This window comes from Muricoccus nepalensis, from assembly GCF_006438825.1.
Classification (GTDB): Bacteria; Pseudomonadota; Alphaproteobacteria; order Acetobacterales; family Acetobacteraceae; genus Roseomonas; species Roseomonas nepalensis.
Genome location: NZ_RCZP01000017.1, coordinates 80,227 through 97,093 on the forward strand (window position 1 = coordinate 80,227; position 16,867 = coordinate 97,093).

A 16,867-nucleotide genomic window follows, 5' to 3' on the forward strand; every position below is an offset into this window, starting at 1 on the left:
ACCTGCTGAACGGACCCGTTGAACCATGCGCGCCGATGCCGAGGGCCTGAAGGCCCAGATCGCCGACAGCGTGGCGCTGCTGCGCCGCCACCTGAACTGGGACGCCGCCCTGGTGCGGCTGCAGGAGCTGAACGCCCGCGCCGAGGACCCCTCCCTCTGGAACGACGCCGCGGCCGCCCAGAAGATGATGCGCGAGCGCACCCGGCTCGCCGACCAGATCGAGGGCGTCCGCCGCATGGAAGGCGACGTCAACGACGCGCTGGAGCTGATCGAGCTGGCGGAGGCGGAGGGCGACGACGCGACCGCCGACGCTGCCGTCGCGGACCTGCAGAACCTCGCGGCCGAGGCCAAGCGCCGCGAGATCGAGAGCCTCCTCTCCGGCGAGGCCGACGGGAACGACGCCTATGTCGAGGTGAACGCCGGCGCCGGCGGCACCGACGCGCAGGACTGGGCGGAGATGATGCTCCGCATGTACACGCGCTGGGCCGAGGCGCACGGCTACAAGGTGAGCATCACCGAGCAGAGCGAGGGCGACGAGGCCGGGATCAAGTCCGCGACGATCCAGGTCTCCGGCCCGAGCGCCTACGGCTGGCTGAAGACCGAGATGGGCGTGCACCGCCTCGTGCGGATCTCGCCCTTCGGCGGCAACGACAAGCGGCAGACGAGCTTCGCCTCCGTCTACGTCTATCCCGTGATCGACGACCGGATCGAGGTGGAGATCAACCCGGCCGACCTCCGCACCGACACCTTCCGCGCAAGCGGCGCCGGCGGGCAGCACGTGAACAAGACGGAATCGGGCGTGCGCTTCACGCATATCCCGACGGGCATCGTCGCGGCCTCCACCCAGGACCGCAGCCAGCACAAGAACCGCGTGATCGCGATGAACATGCTTCGCGCGCGGCTCTACGAGCTTGAGTTGCAGAAGCGGGAGGCGGTCTCGGCCGCGACCGAGGCGGGCAAGACCGACATCGGCTGGGGCCACCAGATCCGGTCCTACGTGCTCCAGCCCTACCAGATGGTGAAGGACCTCCGCACCGGCGTGGAGAAGGGCAACCCGGCGGCGGTGCTGGACGGGGACCTCGACGAGTTCATGGCGGCGGCGCTGGCCAGCCGCGTCGGCGCCACGCGCTCCGAGGCCAGCGCCAGCGCCCGCTGAGGCCGGGGTGACGGATGACCTACCCCCGCGCCCCAGCGCCCGCAGGACCGGCACGACCCCGGCGGCAAGGTCCGCCTCCGGATCGGCGCGGAGGTGGTCAGCCGCGCCGAGTTCTCGCCGGACGGCCGCTACCGCACCGTGCTGGAGCGCCGCTGGGACGGGCTCCCCTTCGGCAGCCCCGGCGTCTGCGCCTGGATCATGATGAACCCGAGCATCTCGTGATCTCTCCCCAAAATTATACTCGTGCAAACAAAACAATGATCTGCACGACCGGCGGTAACTACGCCACCTACTCAAAGCTCGACTGAATTACTCGCAACAACCGCTTACCAGACAGCCATCCTTGTTCCGAACACCCACCGGCCCACCGTATCCGGGGCGCTGCCCCCCACCGCTTCGCGGCGGGTCCCCCCGGGATACAAGGCCCAAAAGCGGGGTAGGGCGTCGCACATACGCACCGCCGACCAGACTAGGCCGATGGCTGCCACGGCTATTGACGCCCTTAAGACGCGTTCCTTAGGCTTCCCCCCCCGCGGACCCCAGGGATGGATAGGCCGCGCCCGAAAGCAGGAAGCCCCGTCGGAGAACCCGGCGGGGCCTTTCTCATGTCGTAAAAGAGGAAGGCCACTGGCATAGGAACGCCCAGCAGATGACCTGCTTCAGACTTCAGAAGGGGCGCTGTCGACCTGATCGCAAACGGGCCGTCCACTGGGACGGTAGCGAAAACCGTGTCGCAGGCAAGGATGGGTCTCGGATGCGCGGCATGGCTCATTCGCTGCCGGGTTAGCCTTGTCCTTCGCATGGTCGTCTACCCTGCCAAGGCGATACTGGTGCCAACCTCACAAAGCGACGGCGATGCTTGACAGAAACTTCCGAAGTATACTCGGCCTGGCGTGATCTTCGCCTGAATGCCGTCTTGACCACAGGCCGACAGGAAGCGAGGAGATGTCGTCCTGCCTCTAGGCCATGAATGGCGCAGGTCAGGGTCTGACACATCTCTGAGCTGATGTTGCATTCCCCAGGGACCGCCCTTGGGTCATCTCTCTCGAGCTTCTCCGCGGCGGCTACACAACTCCACGTCCTAGTCGCTCCAATGCCAGCCTGAGGGCCGTGACGAAGCCGTTTGGCGTCAGACGGTCGTCTGTCTCGTCTCGGATAGCGCCATGTGCGTCCACCACCCAGCCCTTCCGATCAATTCAGCGCTCGCCAATGAATTCGGTCAAGGGCGTCAAATCGAACTGAGCAGGTGGCAGGAGTTTGCCCGAGGGCTCGTCCGAAGTCATGCCGAGGCTCTGGTCCGCCGTGGCGACGTTCGAGGGAATAGTCACTCGCTTGAATGCAGCCGCGAGGGCATTTCGCTCGTTCCGGAGGGCCTTCGCCTCAGCCAAGACCGCGCGAAGACGAGTGCGGACGTCCTTGTCCGCGATGGTTGCGATCGCCTCCTCGAGTGGCGTCTGCCTGACAGGAGGTGTGTGAGAGGAGCTGCGCCAACTTCCTGAGCGAAGGCCTCGATGAGCGTACGGAAGGGCGCCCCAGAGGCGTTGCGGATGCTCTGAGTGTTCAGGACACCCGCCTCTTGGCAGGCTCTGCCGACGATCGCGACAGTGTATGTCCGATTGTTCTTTGCTTTGAGAGTTTTCAGTACCGCCACGAGGCCATCGATGGTGTGTCGGCGCCGCTCGCCCGATTCAGCGAAAACTTTCCGCAAGACGACATCGAACCTTTCAGCTGCCACGGGAGGGTCTCCTGGGCGACGGCGCCGGAAAGTCATTGCCGGAGTTGGACTGCAGAGGACCACTCAGGTGTGACCGAATTTCCCTTACCACGGCCTCGAACATCTCCGTAGTCAGGCGTCCCGTCTGCGTGTTGTAGCGGCTGACATGGTAGCTGTCGGCAAGGAGGACTCCACCCGGAAGGGGGTTTATCGCCCCGTGTGCAAATTTCACCCTTGAGACCGGGATGCCATAGGCCTTCAGCACGGCAGTATGGGCGATGAGGCCAAGGGCTAGGATGACCTTCAACCCAGCCATGCCTTTAAATTCGGTTTTCAGGAACCTGTTGCAGGTCGAAATCTCCGATGGGGTCGGCTTGTTCTCCGGAGGCACGCATCGGACACCGTTGACAATACGGACACCGATCAGCTCCATGCCATCATGGGGATCTTCTCGATAATCGCCTAGCGCCATGCCGAACTTGAGAAGCGTCGCGTAGAGCAGCTTGCCTGCGTGGTCTCCCGTGAAGGGACGGCCCGTCCGGTTAGCGCCCCTCACTCCTGGAGCTAGGCCGAGCACCATGAGAGGGGCGTCGACTGACCCCCATGGTGGCACCGGAGCATTGTGCCATTCTGACCACTTGCGGCGGTTCTCTTCCCGGTAGGCGACTAGGCGCGGGCATAAAGGACAGTCTCGCCCTGGAATGACGATTTGATCGTTCACTTGCACCACCCTGTCGTAACCACTCAAAGATCGGGCGAAGCTTACAGTAAGTGAAAGCATGAGACGACATTGATGGGGGCAACTCCACTATCCATTATCGTGCCCAAGGGGTGAGGAGGGGGCAGTTGCCATGGTGCAATGCCCCTGCTCTCCATCCAGGCAAGCCGAATGGCCGCAGGACGTCGCTGCTAAGACGAGCTGAAGCGGGGCAGGGGAGAAGGATCTTGTGTTAGGGCCAGCACGAACAAGCAACAAAGCTGTTATGTCCTAATGACTCTCGGTGTCTCCGGGCGTTGATCTCGTGGGCTCGCGCAGCTAGCCGCACCTTGCCAAACCTCCACGGGAACACTTTTCGTGCCGCAGCCCCGCGAACCGACCTCTGCCCCCGGCTCTCTAACGGCTTGCCTTGTCCGTCCGCCTTCGGCGCTGGGCTGCTGGGCTAGCCCTGGTGGCGTGTGGTGAAGGGCGATGCAGAAGGGATTGCGGACGGAAACAGCCTTGCCCACGCCGCACGCGAGGCAGAGGACGCACGGCTGCGGGCGGCGCTTGCTGCGGTCGGTCTGGACGTAGAGGAGGCAGCAGCCGCCGTCGAGGTGGTTCGGGCGGAACTGGCGCAGGTTCCTGGGGCCACCGCCACGTGCCCCGCGGGAACTATGGCAGATGGTGACCGTCTGCCCGCCCTCGCCGATATCATCCCGCAGCTTGTGTGGCGTTCTGCCGATTACGGACAGTGGGTCTGGGCCTCGCCCAGTTGGCTTGCCTATACGGGGCAGAGCCAGACGGAGAGCCTTGGCCAGGGATGGCTGGAGCCGATCCATCCCGAGGACCGCGAAGCAACCCGGCGCGCTTGGGACGAGGCGCCAAAGCTGGGGCGGTTAGAGGTCGATCATCGTATTCGCCGTGCCCTCGACGGCACGTGGCGCCTCCACCACACGCGATCCGCACCGCTGTCTTGGAGCGGTGTGCCGCACGAAGGGGATCGTCACGCCCGTGAGTGGGTTGGTTCGAGCGCGGACATAGAAGACCTTAGGCGGATGGAGGGGGAGCAGCGCGCCCTCCTCCTTGAAGTCCAGCACCGCACCCGCAACATCCTGGCGGTCGTGGCCGCGATCGCGCGACGCAGTCTGCCCCCAAACCTCGAACGAGACGACTTCGGCGCGCGCCTTGCCTGTTTAGGCCGGGTGCAGGGCTTCCTCGCCCGCAGCAGCGCCTGGTCGGTGCCGCTCCGCGATCTTATCGAGGCCGAGCTACAGGCCTTTGGAGACGGAGACGCCGAACGAGCCGAGGTCAATGGCCCTAGGGTTGAGCTACCTGGCCCCGTGGTGCAGCCCATTGCGCTCGTGCTGCACGAGCTGGCCACGAACGCTGCGAAGCACGGTGCCATCGCGCAGCTCTCGGGCCACCTCGCCGTGACCTGGCGGCTGGAGGAAGCTGCCGAAGGGGCGATTAGGCTTATCATTGAGTGGCGGGAGAGCGGGGTGACGTTGCCGGCTGGACCACTCGCCAAGCATTTCGGGCGCGAGGTGATCGAGCGCACCGTGCCCCACCAACTCCGTGGCGAAGCACGGCTGGAGCGAGGTGCCGACGGCGTTTGCTGCAAACTCGCTCTGCCTCTCAGCCGGCAGGAAACACAGGTGGCAGCGTAGGCCGGTCATGGCTGACCGGCACCCAGACCTCTGCCGCGTTCGCAACGGGCCGCCCCCCGCACACGAACCGAGTGCAGGAACTCCCTCGCCAACTCAGGCTGAATGAGATTGCGCTCGGTGCGATCGTGGGCTCGCTAACGAAGGAGGCCGCCGAGCCTGCGATGAGTGCCGGTCGCAAGGTCTGGGATTGGGCGAAAGCGAAGCTGACCGGTCCGGAGGCCGCGATCGCGATGGCGCTAGAGGAGGCACCCTAATAGGTGGGGTCCTCGTGTCACCGGCGAGTCGCTCGCGGGTTACGCGCTGAAGCACGCGCGACAGGTCCTTGACGCAGTAAGGTTTGTGCAGCAACTCGAACCTGTGCCAGCCGTCCGCGGCGAAGACATGGCTGTAGCCGGAGGTCAGGACCACAGACAACGTGGGGTAGCATCGTCGTATCTAGTGGCCGAACTCAGTCCCGCTCATGCCGGGCATTACCACGTCGGGGAACACCGCGTCAAAGCCGTCCACCTCGGCGAAGAGCTTCAGCGCCTCGTTCGCGTTCGCCGCCCAAGCGGTCTCGTAGCCGAGGTCCTGCAGGAGTTGCATTCTACGGGGGCAGGTCAGCAACATGTTCGAGACCCGTCAGCAAGCCGAACAGGCCATCGGCCGGTACATCGATGGCTTCTACTACCCCGTCCGGCGCCACTCCGCGCTCGACTTCACAAGTCCTATCCAGTTCGAGAGAATGACCGCCAGCTGATCCAACGCTTTTCCACTAAAATGCAGCATGTTCACTCACTCGATACATCACTGCAATAGCATTACGATGACCATACCCCAGACAGTCAGCAGCGTGTTGCCGACGGCGTAGGTGACCGTATAGCCGAGCGCGGGAACTTGACTTTTACCAGCCTCGCAGACCATCCCCAGCGCCGCTGTCGTCGTGCGCGCGCCGGCGCACGCGCCAAGCACGATAGCCGGGTGAAAGCGAAACACGTACTTGCCGATGAAGATGCCCGCAACCAATGGAACTGTCGTGGCGGCAATACCCCAGAGGAATAGACTGATGCCAAGCTGCTGAAGCCCAGCCACGAACCCCGGTCCCGCGGATATGCCGACAACGGCGATGAACACATTCAGTCCGACCGAATTCATAAACCAAACAGCGGGCGCCGGTATGCGCCCAAAGGTTGGGTGCACCGATCGCAACCAACCACAGACCAGGCCAGCGATCAGCGCGCCGCCGGCGCTGGACAAAGTCAACGGTACGTTGCCAACGGTGAAGCTGAGCGAACCCAACAACGCACCGATGGCTATGCCGGTGCCAATGAATGCCACATCCGAAGCTTCGCTTGCCCGGTCGGCGTAGCCGATGGCTTTGGCCGCCGCCGTGATATCCTGCGTGCGCCCGGTGACCGTGAGAATGTCGCCACGATGGATCCGTGTGCCGCCAAGCATCGGGATATCGGTGCCGGTCGCACCGCGGGTGATGCGGCGCAGGAACACCCCATGGGCGGCCGGATGGTGCGCCAACTCGCTCAAGGTCTTGCCATCGAAATGTCCGTTCGTGACGTACACGTCCACGCCTTCGACCGGCACCGACAGCAGTTCCGGGTCATCCACCTCGGCCTCGGTAAGCTCCAGTACGTTCACGAGCACGTTCCGTCGCGACGCGACCACAATGGTGTCCCCAGGAAGGAGCACCGTCGCAGATCGCACTTCTTCAATCTTGCCGGCGCGGCGCAGCCGCTCGACAAACACCTGCGCGTCGCCGAAGCTGGCTTCCACCGCGGTAACGGACTTGCCGGCGAGTGTATCGCCGTCCCGCAGCAGGAACGCTCGGAATTCAAAGTCGTGCCATGCGCTGCCCACCCCATCGGGGCCAGGCTTGCCGCCCATGGCCGCTTCGTAAGCTTTACACTCCGCCGGCAGGTCGATTCCAAGCAGGCGTGGCCCGAGCACAGCCAGTATCAGCGCTGAGCCGACGGTGCCAAAGATGTAGGTGACCGCGTAGGCAATAGGCATGGCATTGAGCATCGCCTTCGATGCGTTGGCCGGAAGCCCCGATCGATTGATGGCATCCGTCGCCAAGCCCATCGAGGCCGATAGGGTCTGCGATCCCGCGAACAATCCTGCGGCCGAGCCAGCGTCGTAGCCCGCAATGCGCGCCGCCGCCCAGGCGGAACCCAGCGACAGCAATGCCATAACCACCGCGAAACCGGCTTGTGGCAGTCCATCCTTCGCGATGCCGCGCACAAACTGCGGCCCGACGCCGTAGCCGACCGCAAAAAGGAAGATCAAAAAGAACACCGCTCTCACGTTTGATGAGATCGTGATGTCGAACTGGCCCAGAATGACCGCGGCAATAAGCGTCGACGTAACCGCGCCGAGGCTGAATCCGCGCCAGGACTTCCCACCTACCCAGTATCCCGCAGCGAGTGCGATAAAGACCGCTATCTCCGGTTGGTGCTGCAGAATGGTTGTGATCCATTGCACGGTGGACTGACCTTCTCGGAGGATGGAGGCGCCGGCCAGGATCAGAAGCCGGCGCGGGGTGTGTTACTCGGCGGGTACGAGCAATACTTCTTCGGTCAACGGTGGAAGGCTTCTCTGCCGATCATCGCTGGGGACCAGCGGTAAAGCATGGTGGGTGAACGTGGTCGCCTCCGCCGGCCCTTCGGGATGGCTGACGGGATGTCGCTGCAGATGCCGGATGGACCGGCGCACGTCTTCAAGCAGCAGATCCGCCATGTCCCGACTGAAGCCGTGCCGGATCAGCACTCGCATAACGACCACGTCGGCGATGTTCGGTGGCATGGTGTAGGCGGCAACCTGCCAGCCGCGGACGCGCAGGCGATCCGAAAGGTCAAACAGGTTGTAGCCGGGATCGGCGCCGTCTCGGATCACCCAGGAAACCGCGGGAATGCCGTTCATGGGATTGCCATCGAAGAATAACTCGAACGGCCCAAGCTTGCGGATCTCACGTCCGATGTGCTGCCCGGTGTCGTAGCCGTTCTGGAGAATGCGGCGGTAGCCGTCATGACCCAGGCGCAGGAAGAGGTAGTACTGCGCGATGATCTGACCCGCAGAACGAGAGAAGTTGAGTGCAAAGGTCGGCATGTCGCCGCCGAGATAGTTCACGTTAAAAACGAGCTCGTCCGGCAGGTCCGACCGGTCACGCCACACCACCCACCCCACACCGAGCGGCGCCAGGCCATATTTATGTCCCGATGCATTGATTGACCGTACTCGCGGCAGCCGGAAATCCCACAGCAACTCAGGTGTCACAAAAGGCGACGTGAAGCCCCCAGATGCGGCGTCAACATGAATTGGGATGTCCAGCCCTGTCGTGTTCGCCAGATGATCCAGCGCCACAGCGATCGCCGCTACTGGCTCGTACTGGCAGGTGAAGGTGACGCCAAAGGTCGGCACCACGCCGATGGTGTTCTCGTCGCAGCGCTTCAGCACCTCCTCGGCCGTCATACCCAACTGGCCGCGCTTCAGTGGTATCTCGCGCAGCTCCACGTCGAAGTAACGGGCAAACTTGTGCCAGCAAACCTGAACCGGCCCCGTGATGATGTTGGGCTTGTCCGTGGGCTTGCCTGCCGCCTGCATCCGCTTGCGCCACTGCCATTTCAGCGCCAGACCGCCGAGCATGGAGGCTTCACTGCTGCCGGTGGTCGAGCAGCCGATGGTATCGGCGGCCTTGGGCGAGTTCCACAGGTCTGCGAGAATATGGACGCAGCGGCTCTCCAGCTCGGCGGTCGCGGGATACTCGTCCTTGTCGATCATGTTCTTGTCTAGCGACATATCCATGAGCTGGTGGACCTGCGGATCCATCCAGGTCTGGCAGAACGTCGCCAGGTTCTGCCGGGCGTTGCCATCGAGAAACAGCTCGTCCCGGACCAGCGCGAAGGCCACGTCTGGAGGCAACTCACCTTGCGGCATCCGGAACTTAGGAACGGATGAGCCGGCAGCCTCCGTCCCATAGATGTCGGCGTCCAGCGACGGGCGCGCGTTGCTGTTGGTGTGAAGGGGCATGGTGGCCTCGATGTTTGGCGGCTGGACCGCGATTGGAACGGATGCCGAAGTTCTTGATCGGACCGGAGGTGGTTCGTCGTCGGCGGCGTCGCCGAACCGGAGTTCATCGAACGCGGGGCCAACCGCACATCAAGCCGGGCGCGGCCGTTCATCGGCCCGGCTTCGGGTTCTGGAACCGCGGCCTGCCGATCAGTAAGCCTCGAATTCGCGCACTCGATGCCAATTTTCATCGGCACGCCCGGCAGGGCAGCCCTCCTGCTGCCAGAGCACGTAGGCGCGCTCACGGAGATGCTGATCGAGCGCGCGGCGCCAGTGATCGTCGGCCATCCCCTCTGGGCGGCCGTCTTGCTCCCAAAGACGATAGGCGTGTTCGCGCACTTGCTGCTCCAATCCAAGTTTTGTTTCCGAACTGGTGCCAAGGACGTCACCGTATGGCTCCATCGTTCCACCCCGGCTGACATGCGGACTAGCGACTAGGCGCCCGAGTTCAGCATCCGGGACGAGTTGTCCATGAGCGGCCGCTTCCAGAGCCTTGGCTCCATACGCCGCGTCGGTCGCAACGCCGCCCGTTACGGGCAGGGTGACTGGGTAGGTGTGAAGCACCGAATGGTCGGGATCGGTCACGTCGATGAGGCGCTCAGCCATCTGTCTATCCTTGCTGGAGTTGCGCCAGTGTCCCAGTCGATCGCCAGACGCGGCCACGACGGAGAGGGTCGCTTGTTGCGAGTACAAGCTTCTGCGGTCATGAGGATCGCGAAAGGGTGCCTTGAGGAAGGGGGAGGCGCTCCCCTGCGGGCCATCCCAACCTGAGGACAACTGCACCGCGTCCTGGCTAGGAAGCGCCGCGTCAGCTACGGGGAAGGGGGCCCTCAATCAGGGTTCGAGCAGGGATCTAGCCGACGGCTGCGTGAAAAGCCCGCAGCGACTTCCGTCATTGGCTATGCAGATACGCAAGCTTCGCAAGCGGAAGCGACGCGGGCACCGGCACGTCGCTGGGCAGGGATGGAGAACACCGAGATAGGCCAGTCTGAGGCAATGATGTCAGACCGGCCTACCCACATTGGACACCGCTCTGCGGCATCGCTCATCCACGACGTGGTCTCGCTGTACGACGTGTTGAGGCCGAGCTTCCGCGACGCGGAACCGCTTCTGCTGTAGCCGGGTCTCATGGACCGTCGAGGCGCGATGCTGGACACACTGCTTCGAGACCGACGATACGGTGACGTGGTCAGACGCTGGCCCAGGCGCCTACTCACCGGCCCTAAGCGAAGGAGCCGATGCTCGGGTCGCACAGCGGTGATGTCGACCAGGGCGCCTGCCTGGAACGGGGCACGGCATTGAAGCAACCGCTCCCCGAACAACTGGCAGGGGAAACCCGTACCTGCATCTTGGCGGAGGCACGATCTCATGGCTTGCTCAGCTACGGGACCGTAGCGGTCTTCCCGTTAAACAACGACCGGATGGTTTCACAGCTTGTCGAATGACGCCGACAATGGCAGTGCGAGGTCACAGACGATCCCTGTTGCTTCCCACGTCATGAGGAGAGTGCCTCTTAACTGTGACCTCAAGGTGCTGCTCAGCAGTCGCGAGCCGAAGCCCTGACGGTCTGGCGGACCCTTCACCCTCGGTCCCCCACTTTCCGTCCAGCGCATCCGGAGGAAGTCACCCGGCGGTCCCTCCCGGTGCCAGGTGATGTCCAGGTGCCCCGAAGGCGTCGAGAGACCGCCGTACTTGACCGCGTTGGTAGCCAGCTCGTGCACGGCCATGGAGAAGGGTTGCGCCGCTCCGGCGGGAAGGGCCACAGGAGGGCCGCGCAACGTCACCCGTGGTCCGGGACCTTCCCCGTCAACGTAGGAGTCGAACTCGCCCCGAAGCACGGCGTGCAGGTCGGCGCCGGACCAGCGATCCGCGGCCAACAGCGTCTGCGCGCGCGCCAGGGCCGCCACCCTGCCGTCAATGATCCGGATAAAGCTGGGGATGTCGTCCGCGCGCGTGAGGTGAAGGACGGCATGGACCACCGCAAGCATGTTCTTCGCGCGGTGGTCCAGCTCGCGCGCCAGGAACGCCTGCCGCTCCGCAGCGGCCTTCGCCTCCGCCACGCGCCGCTCCAACTCCGCGCTTCGTTCCCGCGTCTCGCCAAGGACGCGGAGGCGGTCCACGGCGGCCGCCAGCAGGTTAGCGTAGCCGCGAAGGAAGATCACGTCGTTGCTGGTGAACTCGCGCGGCGTGCGGCTGTCCACCTGGAGCAGTCCGAACTCGGGATGGTCCTTGCTCCCGATGATCGCGACGTTCGCGACCGCCTGAACGCCGTTCTTCCGAAGGAAGTCCGGGTACTGGAAGCGGGTCTCCTGGTGGATATCGGGGGAGATCACAGGCTCCCCCGTGGTGATCGCAAGGCTCTCAGGGGATGCTTCGTCAAGCGGAAGCGTGACCACCCCAACCACGTCCGATGCCCAGCCGATGCCGGCACGTACGAGCAGGGTCCGTCCGCCTGACTGGAGCTCAACAACCTTCGCGAGATCGAGGCAGAGCGCCTCGGCCACCAGGCGGCAGGCTTCAGTCAGGATCTCGTCCAGGTCCTCCGACCGGAGGGCGAGCTCGCCAAACCGGGCTAGTGCTATCTGGTGCCGCAGCCTCTCGTCGCGCTCATCGTGCCCGGCTGCGTGCCCGTCGCCCGGTGCCAGTACTACTTCACAGGGGAGGGCGGTAGCATCTTGACGAGCGGTCACGGGCATCGTGCGCTAGGGCTGCAGGGACACGTCAAGGTGGACGGGGTTGTGCAGGGTGTTGGCGACGGGCGACCACAGCGTCGCGTGCTCGACAAGGGCCAGCAGCGCGTCGGATGGCGCGTCCGCGGCCATCCGCACTACAACGCGGACCGTCTCGAAGCCAAGCGCCCGGGGGTGCAGGTCGCCCGCTCCCCAGGCGGCGGTGGTGTTGATGTCGGCCTCAATTTCGAGTTCGAGCGACCGGATGGGCACTCGGCGCGCGACGGCATTGGCGTGGATGCCGACAGCAAGGCAGGACCCAAGCGCCGCCAGCAAAGCTTCGGAGGCGTTCGGGGCGGTGGTCTCGGCCAGCAGGCTGCCAGGCACATCCTCCATCACCGGTTGGGGGGCGAGGTCGCGGATGTAGTTGAGCTGGTGAAAGTGGCCCTGTGCGACTGTGCGGCAGCGCAGGGTGCGCGTGGCCGCTGGATCATCCCGGCCCTGGGCGATCATGGCGGCCAGCGAGGCGGCCTCGGCGGGGGCCGGGGACGGCGGAGCGGGCGGAGAGCCGGGATCGGTCATGGGCATTTCCTCAGCGCCCCAAGCTGGGGCTATCGTCTCCCCGTCTCAGAGGATGGTTGCGGCGTCCGGCGGCACCGAAGCGCGTGAAGGGAACCACGACGCGGCTCCGGTTCGGATTGCCGACGGTACGGGAGTATAGGATGCCCAGAGCAGGTTAGGGCCAACCGACAAAGAGGAGCCGGAATGCAGAAACGCGCAGTGGTCCATCATGCTCGACTGGGATGATCTGCGGTTCTTCCTCGCCGTCGCGCGGCACGGCAGCCTCACGGCCGCCGCAAAGGAACTGCTTGTTGCGCAGTCCACCGTTGGCCGACGCCTCGCGTCCTTGGAGGCCAGTCTCGGCGTGCGCCTGCTGAACCGCACGCCGGACGGGTACGTACCCACTCTGGCCGGGCAGGACGTCCAGGAGAAGGCCGAGCGCCTGGAAGCCGAGGCGCTGACGCTGGAACGGAACGTGGGCGGACGAGACCTGCGCCTAGCAGGTCTCGTCCGCGTCACCTGTGCCGAGACCCTGGCCACCCAGATCCTGACACCGTGCCTCGCCACCCTTCACAAGCAGCACCCCGACATCATGATCGAGTTGATCCCGAATGCGCGGGAACTCAGCCTCTCGATGCGGGAGGCAGACGTGTCGGTACGCTTGAAGCGATCCGACCAGCACGATCTGGTCGTTCGCAGCATCGGCAGTGTCGCCTTCGGGCTCTACGCGAGCCCGGAGTACCTCAAGCGGTCCGGCGAGCCGGACTTCGAGGGAGGGTGCCCAGGGCAACGGCTCATTACTCACCAGGACGAATTGCGGGATGCTTCGCAGATGAGCTGGCTGACCAACCTGGCACCTCGGGCCAGGGTGTCCATGCATACCAGCAGTCACGAGGCAGCGGTCACGGCAGCCCTGCACGGTGCTGGCCTCGCGTGCCTGGCCCGCTTCCGGGCTGATCGGGAGGAAGGCCTGACACGCCTAGCGGTCCCCACGCCAGCGCCGAGCGCCGGCATCTGGCTGGTGGTGCACCGAGACAATCGTGAGACGCCCCGCATCAGGGTTGTTCTAACCCTGATCTACGACGGCGTCCGAAGGCTTGGGCACCAGCTGAACCCTTCGGACGCGGTGACGGACTAATGGATGTGCGCTCCCGTCGCGCCGATCCCTGTCTCAGACCGAATATATTGGGCTTCGAAAGCAGCCGTCTCCGCTCGGGCCCGTGTGCTCGTGTCCGACCGCGAAACCAGCCAGATACCGATGAACGCGATCGGCATCGAGAAGAGAGCAGGATTATCGTAGGGGAAAATGGCAGTGGCGTTGTGGAAGGTGTCCACCCAGACCGCCTTGCTCAACACCACCATCGTGACCGCGCTGACAAGACCAAGAAAGCCGCCCACCACTGCCCCCCGTGTTGTCGTCCCCCGCCACAGGATTGACATGGCAAGCACAGGGAAGTTGCAGGATGCCGCGATGGCAAATGCCAGCCCCACCATGAAGGCCACATTCTGGTTCTCGAAGGTGTAACCCAGAGCAATGGCGACGACTCCGATCACGACGGCCGAAATCTTCGATATGTTCACCTCACGTGTCTCGCTGACTCGCCCGCGGGCTATAACGGAAGCGTAAAGATCGTGGCTTACCGCGGATGCGCCTGAGAGAGTTAGTCCCGCTACCACAGCAAGGATCGTCGCGAAGGCGACAGCCGAGATAAAGCCGAGGAAGTAGGACCCGCCCACCGCGTTGGCGAGGTGAATAGCCGCCATGTTTGTACCGCCGATCATGCCTGTCAATCTGTTCACTACCCCGTCTGGGCCTGGCGTGAAGAAAGATGCGTCTGGCATGAGGAAGGTGATTGCCCCAAAGCCGATGATGAAGGTGAGAATATAGAAGTAAGCGATGAAGCCAGTTGCATAGAACACCGACTTCCGCGCTGCTTTTGCATCGGACACCGTGAAAAAGCGCATGAGGATATGCGGCAACCCCGCCGTTCCAAACATCAGCGCGAGGCCCAGCGAAATAGCGGAAATTGGATCGGCGACCATCGCGCCCGGTGCCATGAGCGCCTGCTCGCGAGGGTGCAGCTCCACCGCGCGGGCGAACAAGGCTTCCGGTGAAAAGCGAAAGGCGGCGAGTACCATAAGCGCCATGAAGGTGGCGCCTCCCAGGAGGAGGCAAGCCTTGATGATCTGCACCCAAGTGGTTGCCTTCATGCCCCCGAAGGCGACGTAGACGATCATCAGGCCGCCAACAATGATGATTGCGTATAGGTAAGGTAATCCGAACAGGAGCTGAATGAGCTTACCCGCTCCGACCATCTGCGCGATGAGGTAGAAGGCTACCACGACGAGCGTGCCGGTTGCTGAAAGGATGCGAACCTGTGTCTGGTCCAGCCGAAACGAAGCGACGTCGGCGAACGTGAATTTACCGAGGTTGCGGAGCCGCTCCGCGATAAGGAACAGCACAAGAGGCCAGCCAACGAGAAAGCCTATCGAGTAGATCAGCCCGTCGAAACCGCTGGTGTAAACCAGGGCCGAGATACCCAGGAACGATGCTGCTGACATGTAGTCGCCTGCGATGGCAAGTCCATTCTGGAGGCCGGTGATACCGCCGCCAGCAGCATAGAAGTCTGCCGCCGATTTCGACGCCCTCGCCGCCCGGTAGGTAATGACGAGGGTCCCGGCGACAAAGGTGAGGAACATCGCAATGGCGATGTAGTTCGTGGCCTGCCGGTCCACCTGCCCGAGATCAGGGCCGGCTGCGAGCGCAAGATTGGCCGAGAGCACCGTAATGATCGAGGCGGTCGCAAGGCGGGGGGAGCGCATCACCTGTTGCTCCCCTCATCGAAGTCACGCTTCAGACCTTCCGTAAGTTTGTCAAACTGAGTATTTGCGCGCGCAACGTAGAGGCCGGTCAGCAGGAAGGCGGTGACAATTACAGCGAGTCCAATGACGATCCCAACGGAGGTAACGCCGGTGCCAATCCGCGTCGCCATTGTGTTCTTGGCGAAGGCGACTAGCAGGATGAAGCCGCAGTAGACCAAAAGCATCACCGCCGAGAGTGTCCAGGCGAAGCCCGACCGCTCGCGAACAAGCTGCTGAAACTTTAGATTCCCGAGGACGCGCTCGTGCCATGGATTCAGTCGCTGAACGTCCAACATTCTTTTGCTTCCTACCCCACTCTGTTTTCGAGGAGGTCCTGGACGACGGTGGGGTCGGCGAGGGTGGAGGTGTCGCCGAGGCTGTCGGTCTCGTTGGCGGCGATCTTGCGGAGGATGCGTCGCATGATCTTGCCCGAGCGGGTCTTGGGCAGGCCGGGCGCCCACTGGATGGCGTCCGGGGAGGCGATGGGGCCGATCTCGCGGCGGACCCAGGCGACGAGTTCCTTGCGGAGTGCCTCGGTGGGCTCCTCGTCGGCGTTCAGCGTGACGTAGGCGTAGATGCCCTGGCCCTTGATCTCGTGGGGCATGCCGACGACGGCGGCCTCGGCCACCTTGGGGTGGGAGACGAGGGCGCTCTCGATCTCGGCCGTGCCCATGCGGTGGCCGGAGACGTTGAGGACGTCGTCGACGCGCCCGGTGATCCAGTAGTAGCCGTCCTCGTCGCGCCGGGCGCCATCGCCGGTGAAGTACTTGCCCGGGAAGGTCGAGAAGTAGGTCTGGATGAAGCGCTCGTGGTCGCGGAAGACGGTGCGCATCTGGCCGGGCCAGCTGTCGGTGATCACGAGGTTGCCCTCCACCGCGCCCTCGAGCAGGTGGCCCTCGTTGTCGACCAGCGCCGGGAAGACGCCCGGCAGGGGGAGCGTCGCCGAGCCCGGCTTCTGGGCGACGGCGCCCGGCAGCGGCGAGATGAGGATGCCGCCGGTCTCGGTCTGCCACCAGGTGTCGACGATCGGGCAGCGCTCGTCGCCGACCACGCGGTAGTACCAGAGCCAGGCCTCGGGGTTGATCGGCTCGCCGACCGAGCCGAGCACGCGCAAGGACTGGCGCGAGGTCGCCTTCACCGGCCCCTCGCCCTCCCGCATGAGGGCCCGGATGGCGGTCGGCGCCGTGTAGAAGATGTTCACCTGGTGCTTGTCGATGACCCGCCAGAAGCGGCTGACGTCGGGCCAGTTCGGCACGCCCTCGAACATGAGGGTGGTCGCGCCGTTGGCGAGCGGGCCGTAGACGATGTAGGTGTGGCCGGTCACCCAGCCCACGTCGGCGGTGCACCAGTAGACCTCGCCCGGGCGGTAGTCGAAGACGAGCTCGTGGGTGAAGGCGGCCCAGACGGCGTAGCCGCCGGTGGTGTGCAGCACGCCCTTGGGCTTACCGGTCGAGCCCGAGGTGTAGAGGATGAAGAGCG

The 16,867-nt window shown here is 64.2% G+C and carries 15 protein-coding genes and 1 pseudogene; 5 read left to right on the forward strand and 11 right to left on the reverse strand.

Annotated features, from left to right (window positions below):
• The first annotated feature begins 25 nt into the window (after positions 1-25).
• Positions 26-1,156 (forward strand): peptide chain release factor 2, encoded by a 1,131-nt coding sequence (gene prfB, locus EAH89_RS16940; protein WP_140884896.1) that lies wholly within the window; start codon positions 26-28, stop codon positions 1,154-1,156.
• 93 nt (positions 1,157-1,249) lie between these two features.
• Positions 1,250-1,378 carry a hypothetical protein gene (locus EAH89_RS33115; RefSeq protein WP_277753850.1) on the forward strand — a complete coding sequence of 43 codons (129 nt, stop codon included), beginning with the start codon at positions 1,250-1,252 and terminating at the stop codon, positions 1,376-1,378.
• Between the two features lie 1,102 nt (positions 1,379-2,480).
• Here the strand turns inward: EAH89_RS33115 and gmtX are convergent.
• Together gmtX and EAH89_RS16945 are read right to left on the reverse strand one after the other, a co-directional pair.
• Positions 2,481-2,927, reverse strand: a complete 447-nt coding sequence (gene gmtX / locus EAH89_RS33475; RefSeq protein WP_408906303.1) for a gamma-mobile-trio protein GmtX — start codon at positions 2,925-2,927, stop codon at positions 2,481-2,483.
• Positions 2,881-3,591 (reverse strand): uracil-DNA glycosylase, encoded by a 711-nt coding sequence (locus tag EAH89_RS16945; RefSeq protein ID WP_241667066.1) that lies wholly within the window; start codon positions 3,589-3,591, stop codon positions 2,881-2,883. Before EAH89_RS16945 ends, gmtX begins: the two co-directional genes overlap by 47 nt.
• 458 nt (positions 3,592-4,049) lie before the next feature.
• Here EAH89_RS16945 and EAH89_RS16950 point away from each other — a divergent pair, with 458 nt between their 5' ends.
• Positions 4,050-5,237, forward strand: coding sequence for a sensor histidine kinase (locus EAH89_RS16950; RefSeq protein WP_140884898.1), 1,188 nt, complete (start codon positions 4,050-4,052; stop codon positions 5,235-5,237).
• A gap of 435 nt (positions 5,238-5,672) precedes the next feature.
• On the opposite strand, the gene EAH89_RS16955 is transcribed toward EAH89_RS16950, so the two are convergent.
• Entirely contained in the window at positions 5,673-5,822 is a 150-nt protein-coding gene (locus EAH89_RS16955) for a response regulator (RefSeq protein WP_161993638.1), read from the reverse strand.
• A gap of 25 nt (positions 5,823-5,847) precedes the next feature.
• Here EAH89_RS16955 and EAH89_RS16960 point away from each other — a divergent pair.
• Positions 5,848-5,976: pseudogene (locus tag EAH89_RS16960) on the forward strand (IS3 family transposase); the annotation flags it as partial.
• A 47-nt stretch (positions 5,977-6,023) separates the two neighbouring features.
• Here the strand turns inward: EAH89_RS16960 and aspT are convergent.
• From aspT to EAH89_RS16985, 5 genes are all read right to left on the reverse strand, one after another.
• Positions 6,024-7,712 (reverse strand): aspartate-alanine antiporter, encoded by a 1,689-nt coding sequence (gene aspT / locus EAH89_RS16965; RefSeq protein WP_140884900.1) that lies wholly within the window; start codon positions 7,710-7,712, stop codon positions 6,024-6,026.
• Positions 7,713-7,775: 63 nt separating this feature from the next.
• Positions 7,776-9,257, reverse strand: coding sequence for a glutamate decarboxylase (locus EAH89_RS16970; protein ID WP_140884901.1), 1,482 nt, complete (start codon positions 9,255-9,257; stop codon positions 7,776-7,778).
• Between the two features lie 189 nt (positions 9,258-9,446).
• Positions 9,447-9,902, reverse strand: a complete 456-nt coding sequence (locus EAH89_RS16975; protein WP_140884902.1) for a DUF2934 domain-containing protein — start codon at positions 9,900-9,902, stop codon at positions 9,447-9,449.
• A gap of 821 nt (positions 9,903-10,723) precedes the next feature.
• Positions 10,724-11,992 carry an HWE histidine kinase domain-containing protein gene (locus EAH89_RS16980; RefSeq protein ID WP_140884903.1) on the reverse strand — a complete coding sequence of 423 codons (1,269 nt, stop codon included), beginning with the start codon at positions 11,990-11,992 and terminating at the stop codon, positions 10,724-10,726.
• A 6-nt stretch (positions 11,993-11,998) separates the two neighbouring features.
• A complete protein-coding gene (locus EAH89_RS16985; protein WP_140884904.1) occupies positions 11,999-12,547 on the reverse strand; it encodes an OsmC family protein in 549 nt (182 codons plus the stop codon).
• Positions 12,548-12,755: 208 nt separating this feature from the next.
• Here EAH89_RS16985 and EAH89_RS16990 point away from each other — a divergent pair, with 208 nt between their 5' ends.
• A complete protein-coding gene (locus EAH89_RS16990; RefSeq protein ID WP_140884905.1) occupies positions 12,756-13,664 on the forward strand; it encodes a LysR family transcriptional regulator in 909 nt (302 codons plus the stop codon).
• Here EAH89_RS16990 and EAH89_RS16995 read toward each other — a convergent pair.
• The 3 genes from EAH89_RS16995 to EAH89_RS17005 all read right to left on the reverse strand — a co-directional run.
• Positions 13,661-15,349, reverse strand: coding sequence for a cation acetate symporter (locus EAH89_RS16995; RefSeq protein ID WP_140884917.1), 1,689 nt, complete (start codon positions 15,347-15,349; stop codon positions 13,661-13,663). The two genes, EAH89_RS16990 and EAH89_RS16995, sit on opposite strands and share 4 nt — an antisense overlap.
• A complete protein-coding gene (locus EAH89_RS17000; protein WP_140884906.1) occupies positions 15,349-15,684 on the reverse strand; it encodes a DUF485 domain-containing protein in 336 nt (111 codons plus the stop codon). Before EAH89_RS17000 ends, EAH89_RS16995 begins: the two co-directional genes overlap by 1 nt.
• Before the next feature lie 11 nt (positions 15,685-15,695).
• Positions 15,696-16,867 (reverse strand): acetate--CoA ligase (locus EAH89_RS17005; protein WP_140884907.1); only part of this gene is annotated, 1,172 nt, incomplete at its 5' end.

What these genes read in the sequence shown, in the direction of transcription:
- EAH89_RS16970 (WP_140884901.1), bottom strand. Translation starts at nt 9,257, where the DNA reads ATGCCCCTTCACACCAACAGCAACGCGCGCCCGTCGCTGGACGCCGAC.
- EAH89_RS16995 (WP_140884917.1), bottom strand. Translation starts at nt 15,349, where the DNA reads ATGCGCTCCCCCCGCCTTGCGACCGCCTCGATCATTACGGTGCTCTCG.
- prfB (WP_140884896.1), top strand. Translation starts at nt 26, where the DNA reads ATGCGCGCCGATGCCGAGGGCCTGAAGGCCCAGATCGCCGACAGCGTG.
- EAH89_RS16955 (WP_161993638.1), bottom strand. Translation starts at nt 5,822, where the DNA reads ATGCAACTCCTGCAGGACCTCGGCTACGAGACCGCTTGGGCGGCGAAC.
- EAH89_RS16990 (WP_140884905.1), top strand. Translation starts at nt 12,756, where the DNA reads ATGCTCGACTGGGATGATCTGCGGTTCTTCCTCGCCGTCGCGCGGCAC.
- EAH89_RS16985 (WP_140884904.1), bottom strand. Translation starts at nt 12,547, where the DNA reads ATGACCGATCCCGGCTCTCCGCCCGCTCCGCCGTCCCCGGCCCCCGCC.
- EAH89_RS17000 (WP_140884906.1), bottom strand. Translation starts at nt 15,684, where the DNA reads ATGTTGGACGTTCAGCGACTGAATCCATGGCACGAGCGCGTCCTCGGG.
- gmtX (WP_408906303.1), bottom strand. Translation starts at nt 2,927, where the DNA reads ATGACTTTCCGGCGCCGTCGCCCAGGAGACCCTCCCGTGGCAGCTGAA.
- EAH89_RS16980 (WP_140884903.1), bottom strand. Translation starts at nt 11,992, where the DNA reads ATGCCCGTGACCGCTCGTCAAGATGCTACCGCCCTCCCCTGTGAAGTA.
- EAH89_RS16975 (WP_140884902.1), bottom strand. Translation starts at nt 9,902, where the DNA reads ATGGCTGAGCGCCTCATCGACGTGACCGATCCCGACCATTCGGTGCTT.